This is a genomic window from Streptomyces sp. NBC_00236, assembly GCF_036195045.1.
Classification (GTDB): domain Bacteria; phylum Actinomycetota; class Actinomycetes; order Streptomycetales; family Streptomycetaceae; genus Streptomyces.
In genome coordinates this window covers 535713-552442 of sequence record NZ_CP108100.1, presented here as the reverse complement: position 1 = coordinate 552442, position 16730 = coordinate 535713, and the positions used below count along the sequence as shown (strand labels likewise).

Annotated in this window: 13 protein-coding genes; 9 read left to right on the top strand and 4 right to left on the bottom strand. The window is 71.3% G+C overall.

All coding sequences use genetic code 11. The features are described 5' to 3' along the window. The first annotated feature begins 110 nt into the window (after positions 1-110). Entirely contained in the window at positions 111-623 is a 513-nt protein-coding gene (locus OG446_RS02480; protein ID WP_328892450.1) for a GNAT family N-acetyltransferase, read from the top strand. A gap of 99 nt (positions 624-722) precedes the next feature. On the opposite strand, the gene OG446_RS02475 is transcribed toward OG446_RS02480, so the two are convergent. Together OG446_RS02475 and OG446_RS02470 are read right to left on the bottom strand one after the other, a co-directional pair. Next, on the bottom strand, positions 723-3068 hold the full coding sequence (locus tag OG446_RS02475) for an AbfB domain-containing protein (protein WP_389257852.1): 2346 nt from the start codon (positions 3066-3068) through the stop codon (positions 723-725). A 90-nt stretch (positions 3069-3158) separates the two neighbouring features. Continuing rightward, positions 3159-5612, bottom strand: a complete 2454-nt coding sequence (locus OG446_RS02470) for an RICIN domain-containing protein (protein ID WP_328892449.1) — start codon at positions 5610-5612, stop codon at positions 3159-3161. Positions 5613-6146: 534 nt separating this feature from the next. On the opposite strand from OG446_RS02470, the gene OG446_RS02465 reads away from it, so the two are divergent. The 7 genes from OG446_RS02465 to OG446_RS02435 all read left to right on the top strand — a co-directional run bounded on the left by OG446_RS02465 (position 6147) and on the right by OG446_RS02435 (position 14065). Beyond that, positions 6147-7232, top strand: coding sequence for an ABC transporter substrate-binding protein (locus OG446_RS02465; protein ID WP_328892448.1), 1086 nt, complete (start codon positions 6147-6149; stop codon positions 7230-7232). A 184-nt stretch (positions 7233-7416) separates the two neighbouring features. Continuing rightward, on the top strand, positions 7417-9255 hold the full coding sequence (locus OG446_RS02460) for a sugar ABC transporter ATP-binding protein (protein WP_328892447.1): 1839 nt from the start codon (positions 7417-7419) through the stop codon (positions 9253-9255). Then, positions 9252-10226 carry an ABC transporter permease gene (locus OG446_RS02455; RefSeq protein WP_148015392.1) on the top strand — a complete coding sequence of 325 codons (975 nt, stop codon included), beginning with the start codon at positions 9252-9254 and terminating at the stop codon, positions 10224-10226. Before OG446_RS02460 ends, OG446_RS02455 begins: the two co-directional genes overlap by 4 nt. Then, positions 10223-11266, top strand: a complete 1044-nt coding sequence (locus OG446_RS02450) for an ABC transporter permease (RefSeq protein ID WP_328892446.1) — start codon at positions 10223-10225, stop codon at positions 11264-11266. The genes OG446_RS02455 and OG446_RS02450 overlap by 4 nt, the downstream gene beginning before the upstream one ends. A 99-nt stretch (positions 11267-11365) precedes the next feature. After that, positions 11366-12403, top strand: a complete 1038-nt coding sequence (locus tag OG446_RS02445) for a LacI family DNA-binding transcriptional regulator (protein ID WP_328892445.1) — start codon at positions 11366-11368, stop codon at positions 12401-12403. 100 nt (positions 12404-12503) lie between these two features. Beyond that, entirely contained in the window at positions 12504-13586 is a 1083-nt protein-coding gene (locus tag OG446_RS02440) for an aldose epimerase family protein (RefSeq protein WP_328892444.1), read from the top strand. A 62-nt stretch (positions 13587-13648) separates the two neighbouring features. Next, complete coding sequence (locus tag OG446_RS02435) at positions 13649-14065, top strand: acyl-CoA thioesterase (protein WP_328892443.1); 417 nt, start codon at positions 13649-13651, stop codon at positions 14063-14065. A 7-nt stretch (positions 14066-14072) separates the two neighbouring features. Here the strand turns inward: OG446_RS02435 and OG446_RS02430 are convergent, their stop codons facing one another. After that, entirely contained in the window at positions 14073-14657 is a 585-nt protein-coding gene (locus OG446_RS02430) for a YdeI/OmpD-associated family protein (protein WP_328892442.1), read from the bottom strand. Positions 14658-14806: 149 nt separating this feature from the next. On the opposite strand from OG446_RS02430, the gene OG446_RS02425 reads away from it, so the two are divergent. Further along, a complete protein-coding gene (locus OG446_RS02425) occupies positions 14807-15175 on the top strand; it encodes an ArsR/SmtB family transcription factor (RefSeq protein WP_328892441.1) in 369 nt (122 codons plus the stop codon). Between the two features lie 149 nt (positions 15176-15324). On the opposite strand, the gene OG446_RS02420 is transcribed toward OG446_RS02425, so the two are convergent. Next, a complete protein-coding gene (locus OG446_RS02420; protein WP_328892440.1) occupies positions 15325-16698 on the bottom strand; it encodes an FAD-dependent oxidoreductase in 1374 nt (457 codons plus the stop codon). Positions 16699-16730: the final 32 nt, after the last annotated feature.

Genomic DNA, 16730 nt, shown 5'->3' with positions numbered 1-16730 from the left:
ACCACTGACCCGCTGAACGCTGCCTGCTGCCGCATCCGTGCGGCGGCAGGCAGCGGCATGCGCCGCGCCCCGGCGAACCTGCCGGGGCGCCATCGTGTGAGGATCGGAGTATGGGAGATCCGGAGATCCGCCGCCGCCGTGACGACGACCTGAAGGCGTGCGTCGAGGCGCTGGCCACCGTGCACGACGCGGACCGCTACCCGGCCGAGTGGCCGGCCGATCCGGGAGGCTGGCTGACACCGGACGGCATGCTCGGCGCCTGGGTGGCCGTGGACGGCCCGGAGGTTCTGGGCCATGTGGCCCTGACCCGTACGGACGACGTGCTGGCGGCGGACGCGGGACTGCCACCGGAGGAACTGGCCTCGGTGGCCCGGCTGTTCGCGACGGCGTCGGCGCGCCGGCGCGGCGTGGCGAGCGCCCTGCTGGCCACCGTCACGGCGGCTGCCGCGGACGACGGACTGCGGGCGGTCCTGGAGGTGGAGGACGGCGGCGAGGCCGCCATGGCCCTCTACGAACGTGCCGGGTGGCGTCATGCGGGGAGCCGATCCGGTGACTGGAAGACGGCCGACGGCCGGACGGCGCTGCTGCACACGTACGTCGCCCCGGGCGCAGGGGCCCGGTAGACGGCCGACGGCCCGGACACGACGCGGTCGGCGTCGCATCCGGGCCGTGGCCCGTACAGGAGGGGCGCGTGGTACGGGAAGGGAGCGGGCGGGGTCAGATCACGGCGCCCAGGGTGCCTCCACCGCCCAGGTGGTGTCCTCCGTGAACGTGGCGGGGTTGTCCCAGGCGTGCCCGCCGCCCGGCGTGGCCAGCCACACCTCCGAGTCGATGTGCCGCAGATAGCTGCCGGGCAGATTGGCGCTGGACAGCCGCACGCCCCCCGTACCGGCGACCGCACACCAGGTGGCGTCGGCCCTGAACAGTGCCGAGCCGTCGTTGGCGTCCCTCCGCACCCGGAAGTCGCGGTGCCGGAGGTACTCGCCGGGATAGTTGCGGGACTCCAGCGAGTAGCAGTTGCTGTTGGCGAGCCCGGTGACGATCTTCCAGGTGGCGTCGTTCTTCAACAGCGCACTGCTCGCCCCGTCGACCACCGCGGTAAAGGCGAGCGCGTCCTGATGGCGCAGGTACTTGTCGGTGTATCCGGGGGTCGTGACCCGGAGCGACTTGTACTGCCCGGTGGGCAGGGTCACCGGAGGAGCCGGGTTGCGTGAGGCGTTGATGAGGGCCTGGTTGGCGGCCTTCACCCGCGCGGTGTCCACCTTGACGACCTGGCGGTCGTAGGTGAGCAGTCCGTTCGCCTCGTTCTCCACATCGGTGATCTCCGTGTACACGGACGCGGAGAGGCCGGCGGGCAGCTGGCCGACGCGGATGCTGTCGAGCAGCCCGACGAACCGGTTGTTCAGCGCGGAGACGCTCGCCTGGTCCTCGTAGCTGAATCCGCCGCCGGGGAACCACTCGTGCCCCGGGACCTTGTAGCCGAGGCCGCCGAACTCGCCGAGGACGGCCGCCCGGGTAGCGGTCGGCGCGGTGTTGCCGGGGCCGACATAGATGTGGTTGTCGACCACGTCCCCGTTGCCGCCGTCCACCGAACCGCAGCAGTTCACCCCGCTCATGTTGTTTACCAGCCGGGACGGATCGTACGCCTTCACCTCGTTGGCGATCCTGGCCTGGTCGTACTGCCCCCAGCCCTCGTTCTGGTCGACCCACATCACCAGGGAGGGTGAGCTGCGGTGCTGGTCGATGATGGCGTGGAACTCGGCCTCCCACTGGGTGCGGGCCGCCGCGTCGGGGCTCTTGCCGGTGTCCATGGCCGGCATGTCCTGCCAGACAAGCAGGCCCAGCCTGTCCGCCCAGTAGAACCATCGCTGCGGTTCGACCTTGATGTGCTTGCGGACCATGTTGAAGCCGAGGTCCTTGTGTGCCTGGAGGTCCGACTTCAGGGCGGCGTCGGTCGGTGCGGTGTAGATGCCGTCCGGCCAGTAGCCCTGGTCCAGGGTGCCGGTCTGGAAGACGAACTTCCCGTTGAGGACCGGACGCAGCACACCGTCGACCTTCGCCACGGCGATCGACCGCATGCCCGCGTAGCTGCCGGCCGAGTCCGTGACCGCCGAGCCGTCGAGCAGTTCCGCCTTCACGTCGTAGAGGAACGGGTCCTCCGGAGTCCACAGATGCGGGTTCGGTACGGGAACGGAGACCTCGGAGCCGACGGTTCCGGTGGCCGTGCCGACGACGTTCCCGCCGCTGGAGACGGTGACCCGGGCGTCGCGGCCGGCTGCCGACGCCGCCTGGACCTTCACCCGCAGGGTGCCGGCGCCGAGGTTCGGTGTCATGTCCAGACGCGTGATGTGAGCTGCCGCGACCGGCTCCAGCCAGACGGTCTGCCAGATCCCCGAGGCCGCGGTGTAGAAGATGCCGCCGCCGCTGTGCGGCTGTACGTCGCTGATGCGCTGCTTGCCGACGGCCTGTCCGCCGGTCTGCGTCGGGTCGTACACGGAGACCACGACGGTGTTCGTGCCGCCGGCCAGCTGCGGGGTGATGTCGTACGCGAACGAGTCGTACCCGCCCTTGTGTGCGCCGACCTGGGTGCCGTTGACCCACACCGTGGTCTGCCAGTCGGAGGCGCCGAAGTTCAGCTCGACCCGGCGGCCGTTCCAGTTCGACGGCACGGTGAAGGTGCGTTTGTACCAGAGCTTGTCGTTCTCGGTGATCTTCCGCTGGATGCCGGAGAGCGCGGACTCCGCGACGAACGGCACCCGGATCCGATCGGGGAACGACGCCGGCTGCCCGGCGTCCCGGCCGGTCACCGCGAAGTCCCAGATGCCGTTGAGGTTGGCCCAGTCGGGGCGCGTCAGCTGTGGGCGCGGGTACTCCGGCAGCGGTGTGTCGACGGGGACCTGGTCGGTCCACGGCGTCGTCATCGGGGACGGCTTCGGCGCCCAGGAGGCGGCACCGGCGGGCGCCGATCCGACTCCGACCAGCGCCGAGGACACCAGCGCCAGCAGTCCGGTCGTGACGACCGCCCGTCTCCACCACGGCCTCCGGCCGGGCACACGTAAACGGTTCATGGGTTCGTCTCCTTCGTCGGGTTCTGTTCCGGTACGGGAAACTCCCCGCGCCGGGTGGCGCGGGGAGCGGTGCGGGATGGCGTGGAACAGTCAGGAGGGGCGGACCAGCTGCCAGAGGTGGTCGTCGGTGCCGTTGTCGTCGAACTGGACGACGTGGGCGCTGTCGGCGGTGGACATGTTGTCGACGCCGAGGACCTTGCCGGAGTGGCGGTTGCGGATCCGGTACCGGCCGTCGCCGTCGGGGACGAGCTGCCAGAGGTGGTCGTCGGTGCCGTTGTCGTCGAACTGGACGACGTGGGCGCTGTCGGCGGTGGACATGTTGTCGACGCCGAGAACCTTGCCGGAGTGGCGGTTGCGGATCCGGTACCAGCCGTCGCCCTCGGGGACCAGCCGCCAGTCGTGGTCGTCGGTGCCCGTGTCGCCGAACTGGACGACATGGGCGCTGTTGGCCGTGGACATGTTGTCGACGCCGAGGACCTTGCCGGAGTGGCGGTTGCGGATCCGGTACCAGCCGTCGGAGAGCCAGGGCTCCGCGCCCGGATCGGTCGTGGGGAACGAGGTGATGCGCAGCCGTGCCGCCCCCATCGGGACGAGCGTGATCTCCTCCACCGGCTCGGAGCTGCCGGCCGGGCCGTCCTGGAGCGGGGCGACGACGTGCTCGCCGTCCGCCGTCCACTCCGGGATCCGCCGGGCCTTCGCCGTCATGGTCAGCGGGGTGCCGGCGAGCGTGAAGGGGTTGGTCTCCTTGACCTGGTGGGTGGTGTGGTGGCGCAGCGAGGCCGCCGGCTTCCGTTCGTCGAGGACGAGCCCGTAGTTCCACGGACTCGTGGCGTGCACCGCGTACTCCGGGAACTGTTCGGTGCCGCCGATGCGCTCGTACTCCTCGTCGATCCGCAGGGAGTACGTGAGCGGACCGCGGTCCACGCTCACGGCGCCGTGGTTGTGTTCCCAGGTGCGGACCGTGGTCTTCTGCGGGAAGCGGAGGGTCACCCGGTCGCCGTCGGCCCACGTACGGTCGACGCGGGCGAACGCCGGTCCCGCGGGGGCGTCGACCGGACGCCCGTTGACCTCGATCTCCGGGTTGTCGCACCAGGCGGGTACGCGCAGCACCAAGGGGAACGACAGCCTCTTCGGCGCCTTCAGTGTCAGCGTGACCGTGTCCGTGAAGGGGTAGCCGGTCTCCTCGGTGAAGGTGACCTCGGCGCCGTCCGCGACCTTCGCGGTGACCTCGCAGCTCGCGTACATCGCGGCGGCGAGACCCCCGTCCGGTGTGGCGAGCCACAGCTCCTCGACGAAGTACGGCCAGCCCATGCCGTAGTTGTGCGGGCAGCAGCGGTACTGGTCGACGCCGGGCAGGAAGGCCTGCATGGCGAAGCCGTTCTGGAACTGCCGCCCGTTCTTCGGCACGTTGTCGAGGTCCACGCTGTTGGCGCTGGTGATGTAGTGGACCGCCCTGCCGGAGGGATCGAGCGAGGCGGGCAGCGAGTTGAACGCCAGCTCCTCGCAGCGGTCTGCCCACAGCGGGTCGCCGGTGATCCGGGTGAGCAGCTGGTGGCTGGCCATGAACTCGACGATCCCGCACGTCTCGAAGCCCTGACGGGGGTCGCCGTGCCCGGGCCGGGCGTTCTCGTCCCCGGCGAAGCCGCCGCCGGGGAACTGCCCGTACTGGTCCATGGCCTTGCCGTACGTCCCGTACGTGTTCCGGGTGTCGTCGGCCGAGCCGCTGCGCAGCGCGTACTGGGCGGGCTCGCGGAATCCCTGCGCGATGTTGACGTTGTGCAGGTTGACCAGGTTGTCGCCCCAGTCGGCGCCGTTCGCGTGGATCTTGTCGGCGAGGTCGAGGAGGAAGGTGTCGCCGGTGCGGTTGAAGAGCCAGAAGACGCTGTCCAGGCCGTCGCCCCAGCGCAGGGCGATCCAGCTGGTGTTGAAGGCGCCGGGACCCTGGGCGTTCATGTAGCGGAAGAACCGGCTGAGGAAGGGGATGACCCGGGTGTCGCCCGCGTACTCCTGCCAGGAGCGCAGGGCCTGGATCAGCGGCAGGAAGGGCCAGAAGTCCGGGCCGCCGTTCAGGGACGTGCGCAGCGCCCTCGGGCCGAAGAAGCCGTCGGGCTGCTGGGTGGTGAGAATCGCGTCGATCCAGCGGCGCACGGCAGCGAGGGCCTTGGCGTCGCCGGTCACGATCGCGAGGTCGGTGTATCCGCGCAGCCAGTACGGGACTTCCTCCCAGCCGCCGAGTTCGGGGCGGACCCAGCCGGTGGCGGTGAAGTCGAGAAAGTGCGAGAACTCCTCGTAGCGGCCGCACAAGCCGTCCAGCTGGAGCTTGAGCTGTCCGGCCAGCCAGCCGCGCGCGGTGACCCGGCCGGGCGGGAGCTTCAGGAACGCGGTCGGGTGCAGCGGTGCGGCGTTGGGGGAGTAGTGGCCGCCGTGGGCGGGCTTCGCCCGGTGTCCGGCCGCGGTCGCGGTGGTGGCCCAGCGGCCGGAGGCGGCCGTGGCGGCGGCGGTGGCCAGCGCACCGGCCATGAGTTGTCTGCGGTTCAGGGGCATGGAGGGCTCCTGCTCTCGGCCGGCCGTGCGGGGCACCGGCTCGGAAACGGCACATGACACTGCGGGACTTGCCGGACACTGCGGGCCTCGCCAGGCCGCCCACCGGGCCCGGGTGCGGATCCCGGACGCGCGCACGGCAGGGCACGCCGTCGCGACCGGAGGGGTGACGCGGCAACGTGCTTGCAACGTTGGAAAAATTGGGTACCGGCGGTATGACAGCACGGCGCCGGGCCGCTGTCCAGGGGTGCGGCGGCAACCGGTGCGGTGGGAGTCGTCCACCGGCGCCGGGTGGCTGCGACACATTTTGGAAACGCATCGGCCATGCTCTTGCCGCCCGTGCCGCGGCGCCTATATAACGTTGTAAACCGAGCCGCCGAGAGGCCGCGCAGACTCTCACGACCGCAGTTCGTCCAGCTAGCGGGGTCGTGAGGGATGCAGTGACATCAGCCGCCGAGCGGCAGCCGATGCATCGTCCAGCCATGCCCGACCGCACGCCCATCGGCGTGCCGTCATCCCGCCAAGGAGCTCCCGCGCATGATGATCCAGCGTCGAACCCGTACCCTCGCCGTGGCCTGCCTCCTCGCCGCCACCGCCACGCTGGCCGCCTCCGGCTGCTCCAAGTCGGAGACCTCGGACACCGCGACCACCGACAGCAGCCAGGGCGCGCAGGCGGCCAAGACCCCGGAGTCCTCCTCCGGTTCGGGCTGCTCGCTGCAGACCTACGGCGCACCCAAGCTGGACCTGAAGAACGCCGTGGTCGGCTTCTCCCAGTCGGAGAAGGAAGCCAACCCGTTCCGTATCGCCGAGACCCAGTCCATCAAGGACGAGGCCAAGAAGGTCGGCGTCAAGAAGCTGCTCACGACCAACGCCCAGTCGCAGCTGTCCAAGCAGATCAGCGACATCCAGGACATGCTGTCGCAGGGTGCCCAGTTCCTCATCGTCGCTCCGCTGAACTCCGACGGTCTGGAGCCGGCGCTCAAGGCCGCCGCCGCCAAGAAGGTCCCCGTCCTCACCATCGACCGAAAGGTCAACGCCACCGCCTGCAAGGACTACGTGGCGTTCCTCGGCTCCGACTTCGTGGAGCAGGGCAAGCGCGCGGCGGACGCGATGATCAAGACGACCGGCGGCAAGGGCAAGGTCGCCATCCTCCTCGGCGCCTCGGGCAACAACGTCACCACCGACCGCACCAAGGGCTTCGTCGACCAGCTGAAGGCCAAGGCCCCCGGCCTGGAGATAGTCGCCCAGCAGACCGGTGAGTTCGCCCGCGACAAGGGCCAGCAGGTCATGGAGCAGCTGATCCAGTCCAAGCCCGACATCACCGCCGTCTACGCGGAGAACGACGAGATGGGCCTCGGCGCGGTCACCGCGCTGAAGGCCGCGGGCAAGAAGCCCGGCAAGGACGTCAAGATCGTCTCCGTCGACGGCACCCGCAACGCCGTCCAGGCCCTGGTCAACGGCGAGTACAACGCCGTCATCGAGTCGAACCCGCGCTTCGGCCCGCTGGCCTTCGCGACCGCCCAGAAGTTCTACGCCGGTGAGGAGATCCCGGAGAACGTGATCATCACCGACCGCGCCTACGACGAGTCCAACGCCAAGGCCTCGCTCGGCGGCGCGTTCTGACCGGGGCTCGCCCCACCCGCCCGTAGCGCCGGCGGGGCCCGCCGGCCGGTCCGGCCGCGTACCGATCCGTACGCGGCCCCCGGCCCGTACCGGCCCCGCCGGACCACCCGCCGCCGTGACGCCGCCACCCGTCACGGCGGCCCCGGGCCCACACCCTTGGAAGAGCGGAAGGCCAAGAACAGCCATGGCACCACCCGAAGCAGTACCGCAGCCGCCGCAGCGGGCCGCCGACGCGAAGGAGGCATCCGCGCCGGCCGCCGAGGTGACGGAGGCATCCGCGCCGGCCGCCGAGGTGACGGAGGCATCCGCGCCGGCCGCCGACGCGAAGGAGGCGCCCGCGTCGCCCGCGTCGCCCGCCGACGCGAAGGAGGCGCCCGCGTCGCCCGCCGACGTGTCACCGGACTTCGCGGCGGCCGCGTCCGTCCTCGAAGCCCGCTCGGTGAGCAAGCGTTTCCCGGGCGTCGTCGCCCTCGACGACGTCTCCTTCACCCTGCGCGCCGGGGAGACCCACGCACTCGTGGGGGAGAACGGAGCCGGCAAGTCCACCCTGATCAAGGTGCTGACCGGCGTCTACCGGCCCGACGAGGGCGAACTGCGGCTGGCCGGCGAACAGATCGCCTTCGCCCGGCCCTTCGAGGCGCAGCAGGCCGGCATCTCCACGATCTACCAGGAGGTGAACCTCGTCCCGCTGATGAGCGTGGCGCGCAACATCTTCCTCGGCCGTGAGCCCAAGAACCGCTTCGGCCTGATCGACTTCTCCCGGATGCACCGCGAGACCACCGAACTCCTCGACGGCTTCGGCGTGCGCGTCGACCCGAAGAGGCCCCTGCACACCCTGGGCATCGGCACCCAGCAGATGGTCGCGCTGGCCCGCGCCGTCTCGGTCAACGCCCAGGTCGTCATCATGGACGAGCCCACCTCCTCACTGGAGCCGCGCGAGGTCGAGACCCTCTTCCGGGTCATCGAGGACCTGCGCGCACGCGGCATCGCCGTGCTCTACGTCAGCCACCGCATGGACGAGCTCTACCGGATCTGCGACCGCGTCACCGTGCTCCGCGACGGCCGGCACATCCACACCGGGGACCTCGCCGACCTCGACCGCATGCAGCTCGTCTCGATGATGCTCGGCCGTGACATGGCCGAGGTGCGCCGCGACGGTCTCACCAGTTTCGGCTCCGAGGGCCACGACGCCTCCCGCACCCCCGTGCTCACCGCGACCGGTCTCTCCCGCGACCACCAGCTCCACGACATATCCCTGTCGTTGTACGCGGGTGAGGTGCTGGGTCTCGGCGGGCTCCTCGGCTCCGGCCGCAGCGAGACGGCCAAGGCCCTGGCGGGCGCGCTGAGCCTGGACTCCGGTGAACTGAGCATCGGCGGCCGCACCCTGCGCCGCCTCACCTCCGCCGGCGCCATCCGGGCGGGCATCAGCCTGCTGCCCGAGGACCGCAAGGCCGAGGGCATCGTGCCCGGCCTCTCGGTCCGCGAGAACATCGTGCTGGCCGCGATGCCCCGCCTCTCCCGCGCCGGCATCGTCTCGCGCGCCAAACAGGACCGCATCGTCGACATCTTCATGAAGCGGCTGCGGATCAAGGCCGCGAGCCCCGAACAGAAGGTCGGCGAGCTCTCCGGCGGCAACCAGCAGAAGGTCCTGCTGGCCCGCTGGCTCTGCCTGGAGCCCAAGGTCCTGCTGCTCGACGAACCCACCCGCGGCATCGACGTCGGTGCCAAGGCCGAGGTCCAGAGCCTCATCGACGACCTCGCCCGCGAGGGCCTCGCCGTCCTGCTCATCTCCTCCGACATCGAGGAACTCATCGAGGGCGCCGACCGCATCGTCGTCCTGCGCGGCGGCGCGGTCGCGGGCGAACTGTCGGGCGACGAGGTGGCCGAGAGCCATCTGCTCGAAGTGCTCGCCGACCACTCACCGGCGCCTGCGGGAAAGGCCCCGAGCGCGGCGCCCGCAGGGAAGCCACCGACCCCGGCGCCCGCAGGGAAGGCCCCGGCCGCCAAGGAGGACCCCCGATGACCCAGGCCGCACTCTCCACCCCCGCAGCCCGGCCGCTCGCCCGGCTGCGCGACCCCGCCTGGTACCAGGAGTACGGCGTCTACCTCGCCGTCGCGGTCGTCCTCCTCTTCAACGCCCTGTTCACCGAGCACTTCATGACCGCGGACAACCTCCGCACCCAGCTCGTCCAGGTCGCCCCCATCGTCATCGTCGCCCTCGGCATGGCGCTCGTGATCGGCACCGAGGGCGTCGACCTCTCCGTCGGCTCGACCATGGCGCTGGCCACCGCGCTGCTGCCGCTCTACCTCGGGTACGGACTGGTGCCCGCCCTCGTCATGGCGCTGCTGGCCGGCGCCGTGGTCGGAGCGATCAACGGCTCACTGGTCTCGCTCGTCGGACTGCAGCCGATCGTCGCCACCCTCGCCCTGTTCGTCGGCGGCCGGGGCCTGGCCCTGGTCATGGCGGACGGTCAGCTCAAGCAGATCGTCAACCCCGACCTGCTGTCGCTGGGCACGGGCTCCTTCCTCGGCATCCCGCTGGTCGTCCTCATCGCCGCGGTACTCGCGGCCGCGGTCGCCTTCCTGGTCCAGCGCACCACGTTCGGCCGGCAGGTCGTGGCCATCGGCGGCAACCGGTCCGCGGCCGCCCTCGCAGGACTGCCCGTGCGCCGCGTGCTCATCGGTGTGTACGTGCTCTGCGGGGTCCTGGCCGCCCTGGCCGGCATCCTCGCCACGGCCAGGCTCACCGCCAGCGACCCCTCCTCGCTCGGCACCCTCATGGAACTGTCCGCCATCACCGCGGTCGTCGTCGGGGGCACCCCGCTCAACGGAGGTTCCATCCGGGTCCTCGGCACGGTCGCCGGCGCCCTGCTGATGCAGCTGCTGCGCGCCACCCTCGTCAAGCACGACCTGCCCGACTCCACCGCACAGATCGCCCAGGCGGCCATCATCATCGCCGCCGTCTACGTCGCCCGGGAGCGTCGGTCCCGATGAACGAAACCTCACCCGCCCCCGTGGTTCAGGCCCCGGTCCCGCGCAAGGCCCCCGCAGCGGCCGGCGGCAGCGCCCCGCGCCCCGCGGCCGGACAACGCATCGCAGAACTCCTCCAGCGCCAGGGCGTCCTCGCGGTCCTGCTCACGGTCGTCATCGTCGCGTCGTTCGTCTACCCGACGTTCGGCACCCTGGACAACGCCCGGGGCGTGACCGTCCAGGCCTCCTTCGGCGCCGTGGTCGCCCTCGGCATGACGATGGTCATCATCACCGGCGGCATCGACCTGTCCGTCGGCTCCGTCTTCGCCCTGGGCGGTGTCCTCGCCGCCTGGGCATCCCCATGGGGCTTCCTCGCAGCCCTGTTCGTCCCGCTCGTCGTGTGCGGTGCGATCGGACTGCTCAACGGCTTCCTGGTGGCCCGTGCCGGGATGGCACCGTTCATCGTCACGCTCGCCACCCTGCTGGGGGCGCGCGGACTGCTCCTCGCGATCACCGACGAGGGCGCCACCACCTACCTGATCCCCAAGGGCTCCGCGTTCGCCGAACTCGGACAGGGCAGCATCTGGGGCTTCGGCTACCCGATCCTGATCGCCCTGGCGCTGTTCGGCATCGGCGGACTGGTCCTCCAGCGCACCTCGTTCGGACAGACGCTCTTCGCCGTCGGCGGCAGCAGCGACGCGGCCACGCTGATGGGTCTGCCCGTCGCCCGTACGAAGATGCTGGTCTACACGCTCAGCGGGCTCCTGGCCGGACTCGCCGGTGCGCTCAGCGCAGCCAGGCTCTCCTCCGGCGTCACCATCGTGGGCGTGGGCATGGAGCTCGACGCGATCTCCGCCGTCGTCATCGGCGGCACCCTCCTGATCGGCGGCGCCGGATCGATCAGCGGCACGCTCTGGGGTGTCCTGCTGCTCGCCGTCATCCAGAACCTGATCAACCAGATCGGATCGCTGAACTCCTCGTACCAGTCCGTCGTCAGCGGCGGGTTCCTTATCGTTGTCGTCGTGGCCCAGCGCTATCTGGCGCGCAGCCGCAGAACCACCTGAACCGGTGCCGGGGCCAGCGGGCCCCGGCACCGTTCGAACCGAACCGGCAGAGCCGGGCCACCGCGCGTCACCGCGCGACCAGTCGATTCAGGGAGTGCCGTGGGCGTCAGCCTCAAGGACGTTGCGCAACGGGCGGGCGTGTCCATCAAGACCGTGTCGAACGTGGTGAACAACTATCAGCACGTCACACCGAAGATGCGGGCCAAGGTGCAGCAGGCCATCGACGAGCTCGGCTACCGGCCGAATCTCACCGCACGCCACCTGCGCAAGGGCCGCACCGGCATCATCGCCCTCGCCGTCCCCGAGTTCGGCAACCCGTACTTCGCGGAGCTCGCCGGCGAGGTCGTCGACGCGGCCGCCCGGCACGACTACACCGTGCTGGTCGACCACACCGGCGGCCTGCGGGAGAAGGAGCTCCTGGTCAGCCAGGGATTCCGGTCCCATGTGATCGACGGCCTCATCCTCAGCCCGATCCATCTGGAGACCGAGGACCTGATGGCGCGCACCGAGACCGCGCCCCTGGTGCTGCTCGGCGAGCGCGAGTACGAGGCCCCGTACGACCACATCGCCATCGACAACGTGGCCGCGTCCCGCGAGGCCGTGCGTCACCTCATCGACCACGGCCACCGCAGGATCGCCTTCCTCGGCTCCCGCACCGGCCGCGAACGCCAGCCGGCCCATCTGCGGCTGCGCGGCTGGCGCGAGGAGCTCGCGGCGGCGGGCATCGAGGCCGACGAGTCGCTGGTCGTCGTCACCGACGGCTACGGCCGTGAGGACGGGGCCACGGGCATGGCCGCACTCCTGGACCGCGGTGAGCGGCCCGACGCCGTGTTCGCGTACAACGACCTCATCGCCATCGGGGCGATGCGCACCCTGTCCGAACGGGGGCTGCGCATCCCCGAGGACGTGGCCGTCGTCGGGTTCGACGACATCGAGGAGAGCCTCTACGGGGCCACCACGCTCACCACGGTGGCGCCCGACAAGGAGGCGATCGCCCGGCTCGCCGTCGACAGCCTCGTCGAACGGCTCTCCGGCGACCCGGTGTCCGAGCCCCGGCGGCCCCGGCCCGGCTACCGGCTCGTCGTCCGCGAATCGACCGTCCCCCGGACGGCCTCCGAGCCGGCCGCCGGACCGTAGATCCGGCACCGGACCCCCGCACGGCCGGGGAGTCCGGCGATTGTGTCCAGGCCCGCCGACCTCGTCCCGCCGGGCCGTCCGCTCGTCCCAAGGATCTCTGATGCCTCGCCCCACCGTGAACCGCAAACCGTTCGGCTCCGCCCACGAACGGGCAGAGGTCGATGTATGGACGCTCGACTCCGGCACCGGAGTCCGGGCGGAGATCCTCAGCTACGGCGGCATCCTGCACCGCCTCACCGTGCCGGACACCGGGGGAGCGTCCGCGTCGGTCGTACGGTCCCTGGCCTCCCTCGACGACTACACGGGCAAGAACCCGTTCTTCGGCGCCCTCATCGGCCGCTTCGCCAACCGCATCGCGCACGGCCGCTTCGTCCTCGACGGGGCGTCGTACCTGATCCCGGCCACCGACCGGGGCCACGCCCTGCACGGCGGCCCGGACGGCTTCCACACCCGCGTCTGGCAGGCCGCGGGGGAGACCACCGAAACCGCGGCGACGCTCCGGCTCACCCTGCGCAGCCCCGACGGCGACATGGGCTTCCCCGGCGCGCTGGACGTCGCCGTGACGTACACGCTGGACACGGCGGGCACCCTCGCCCTCGACTACACAGCGACCACGGACCGCACCACCGTCGTCAACCTCACCAACCACGCGTACTTCGACCTCACCGCACAGGGCGACATCCTCGGGCACACCCTCCAGGTCGACGCCGACCACTACCTCCCCGTCGACGAAGAGGGCATCCCGGAAGGCCCCGCCGCGCCGGTGCGCGCGACCCCGTTCGACCTCACCGCCCCGCACCGCATCGCGGACCGCATCGCGCTCCCGGACGAGCAACTGCGCCGGGCCGGCGGCTTCGACCACTGCTGGGTCCTCAAGGGCTCCGGCACACCGGCCGGCCTGCGCCGCGCCGCCCGGCTCACCGCCCCGGGCGCCGAGCGGATCATGGAGGTGTGGACGACCGAACCGGGCATCCAGGTCTACACCGCCAACCAGCTGGACGGCACCCTGCCCGCCCCCGGAGGCGGGCACCACGAGCGCCACAGCGCCGTCTGTCTGGAGACCCAGCACCTGCCCGACTCACCCAACCGGCCCGGGTTTCCCAGCACCGTCCTGCGTCCGGACGACGTCTTCTCCAGCCGTACCGAGCTGAGGTTCCCGCACCTCACCGCGGCGACCGGCTGACCGACGCGCCACGGGCGGGCCGGTGCGGGAATGCGGGAATGGGCCCGGCTGTTGCGACGTCCATGACCTTTTTTGTGGACGTGACCGTACGGGGTTACGAGCTCGACACGCAGGGACACCTCAACCAGGCGGTGTACCTCCAGTACGCCGAACACGCGCGCTGGGAGCTGCTGCGGGCCGCCGGGCTGCCCCAGGAGAAGCTGCTGGCCGACGGAGTGGGGCCGGTCGCGCTGGAGGTCACGGTCAAGTTCCGCAGGGAACTGCGAGGCGGGGAACGGGTGCGGGTGTCCTGCCGGTTCGACTACGGGCACGGCAAGACGTTCACCGTTGCCCAGCAGATCCTCAAGGAGGACGGCACGGTGGCCGCGGAGGTCACGGGCGTGGCCGGAATCCTCGATCTGACGACCCGCAAACTGGTCGCCGACCCGGGCGGCCGGCTCGCCTCGCTGGCCAAGGACCCGGAGCTGCTGAGCGGCTGACCGGGCATCAGCGGACCTTGCGGCCCGCCGCCATGGAGGCCACCGCCTTCTGGAGGCGGGCCGCTCTGACGTCGGGGGTCGTGGCCGTCATGAGACGCAGGAGCACCAGAAAGCGGTCCGACCTGCTGAGCCGATCGAAGAACACCCGCGCCGGCTCGTCGGCGTCCAGGGCCGCGGTGAGGTCGTCCGGGACGGTGGCCCTGCTCTGTGGCGGGTACGCCGCCGCCCACCGCCCGTCGGCACGTGCGGCCTCGACCTCGGCGAGACCGGCAGCGCGCATCCGCCCGGCCTCGGTCAGCGCCTCGACCTTCTCCACGTTGATCAGCGACCACGCGCTCCGGCGACGGCGGGGCGTGATCCGCTGGAGGTAGTACACCGCGTCGAGGGACTTGCGCTGCCCGTCGATCCAGCCGAAGCAGAGCACGGAGTCGACGACCTCGGCCCAGCTCACCGACTCCACGCCGGAGTCCCGCTTGGCGATCTTCAGCCAGAGCCCGTTCCGGTCGGCGTGGTGCTTCTCCAGCCATGATTCGAGCTGGGCGATCCGCGCGAAGGGACGTGCGTTCTCCGGGGTGTCCAGGGTGTCCGTCATCCGGCTGCGCCTCCTGAGGCTGTCGGGCCCGTGCCCGGCTACAACGCCACGCTATCCATCGTTCAGGTCGGATTCTGTCCTAATGAGTCGTCCTACGACGGGTCTCGTATCATGGGGACCCCCGGACGATGCGACGATGCGGAGCGACCGTGACCCCTGCCACCGCCACAGACCCGGCAGCCGGCGCCCGCACGCTGGCCCATCCCGCGCGCGAGGACATCAGGCTCGAGTCGGTCCTGCACGCACTCTCGGACCCGGTGCGGCTGTGCGTGGTCCGCGAACTGGCCGCCGCCGACGGTGAGCTCACCTGCTCCCGGTTCGACCTCCCGGTGACGAAGTCCACCACGACGCATCACTTCCGGGTCCTGCGGGAGAGCGGCATCGTCCAGCAGATCTACCGCGGAACGGCCAAGATGAACGGGCTCCGGCGCGAGGACCTGGAGGCGCTCTTCCCCGGCCTGCTGGACCGGGTGCTCGAAGCGGCGAACCTCCAGGCGGACCGCCTCCGCGAGGGCTGACAGTCCAAGGCCGTCCAGGGCGTCCCCGAGGTCGTCCACGGCCGTTCAGGGCGTCCCCAAGGGCCGTCCCAAGGGTGTCCGAGGTCGTCCCAGGCCTTGCAGCGGCCACGCCGGGGCAGCTTCGGGCCGGGCCCACGCCCGGCACGTCATCACGCCGGGCCGTCGCCGTGTGCCGCCCCCATCAGACCCGGCCAGTCCGGGATCTTGACCGGCCCCCGGCCGAGCGACCGGCCCAGCGTCGCCTCCGCCCGCTCGATCGACAGCCAGCCGTCCCACTCCACCGGCCGCAGCCCCCAGGACCGGAGCACGGCCAGCGGGTCCGGGGAAGACGGGCGTCCGGCCAGGAGAGGGGCGTCCTCGATCAGCGAGGCGACGGTCTCCTTGGCGCACGAACGGTTCGACCCGATGACTCCGGTCGGACCGCGTTTGATCCACCCCGCCACGTACTCCCCGGGAGACGGCACCCCGTCCCGCAGCACCCGCCCGGCCCGGTGGGGCACCGTGCCGTGCACCGCGTCGAACGGCAGCCCGGGCAGCGGCATGCCCCGGTAGCCGACCGCCCGCAGCACGAGTTCGGCACCGATCTCCTCGTACGTACCGGTGTCGCGCACCCCGCCGTCTCCGTCCGGGGCGGTACGGGCGAACCGGACACCGGCCACCCGGCCGTCCCGCTCCAGCAGCTCGACCGGGCGCAGGAAGAACCGCAGCCCGATGGTACGGGGGCGGCTGTCGCCCGCCCGGGGCGGAGCGGACGCCCATCCGCGCAGGACGTCCAGGTTCCGCCGCACCAGCGCCGGCAGCGGCGGGGCGCCCGGCCCCGCATCGCCGTACGCCGGGTCCAGGGCGAGCTCCGCCGGGTCCACGACCATCCGGGCGCCGGGGAGCGAACCGAGTTCGCGGAGCTCCTTGGTGGTGAACCGCGCCTGGGAGGGGCCCCGTCTGCCCGCCATGTGCACCTCGCGCACACGGCTGCCGGCCAGCACGCCGAGCGCGGGCTGCGGCACATCGGTGGGCCGCAGCTCATCGGCGCCCCGTGCCAGGATCCGCGCCACGTCGACGGCCACGTTGCCGACCCCGATCACGACGGCCGAACGGGCCCGCAGCGCGAAGAGGTCCGTCGCCGCATCCGGATGGGCGCTGTACCAGGAGACGAACTCGGTCGCCGAGTGACTTCCGGGCAGGTCCTCGCCGGGGATGCCGAGCGGACGGTCCGTGGCCGCCCCCACGCAGTAGACGACCGCGTCGTAGAGCTCGCCCAGCCGCTCGGGCGGCACTCCGTCCCCGCCCACGGCGACATTGCCGACGAAGGTGACGCGTTCGTGTTCCAGGACGGCGCGCAGACTCTGCTGCAGGGACTTGATCTTCTCGTGGTCCGGTGCGACGCCGTACCGCACCAGGCCGTACGGACAGGGCAGCCGGTCCAGGACGTGCACCCGTACATCGGGCAGCTGGGTCTGGGTCACGAGGGCCTGGGCGGTGTAGACCCCGCTGGGGCCGGAGCCGACGACGGCGACACGAAGCACGGCGCACCTCTTCCCGGAGGGTGTCTCCAGCA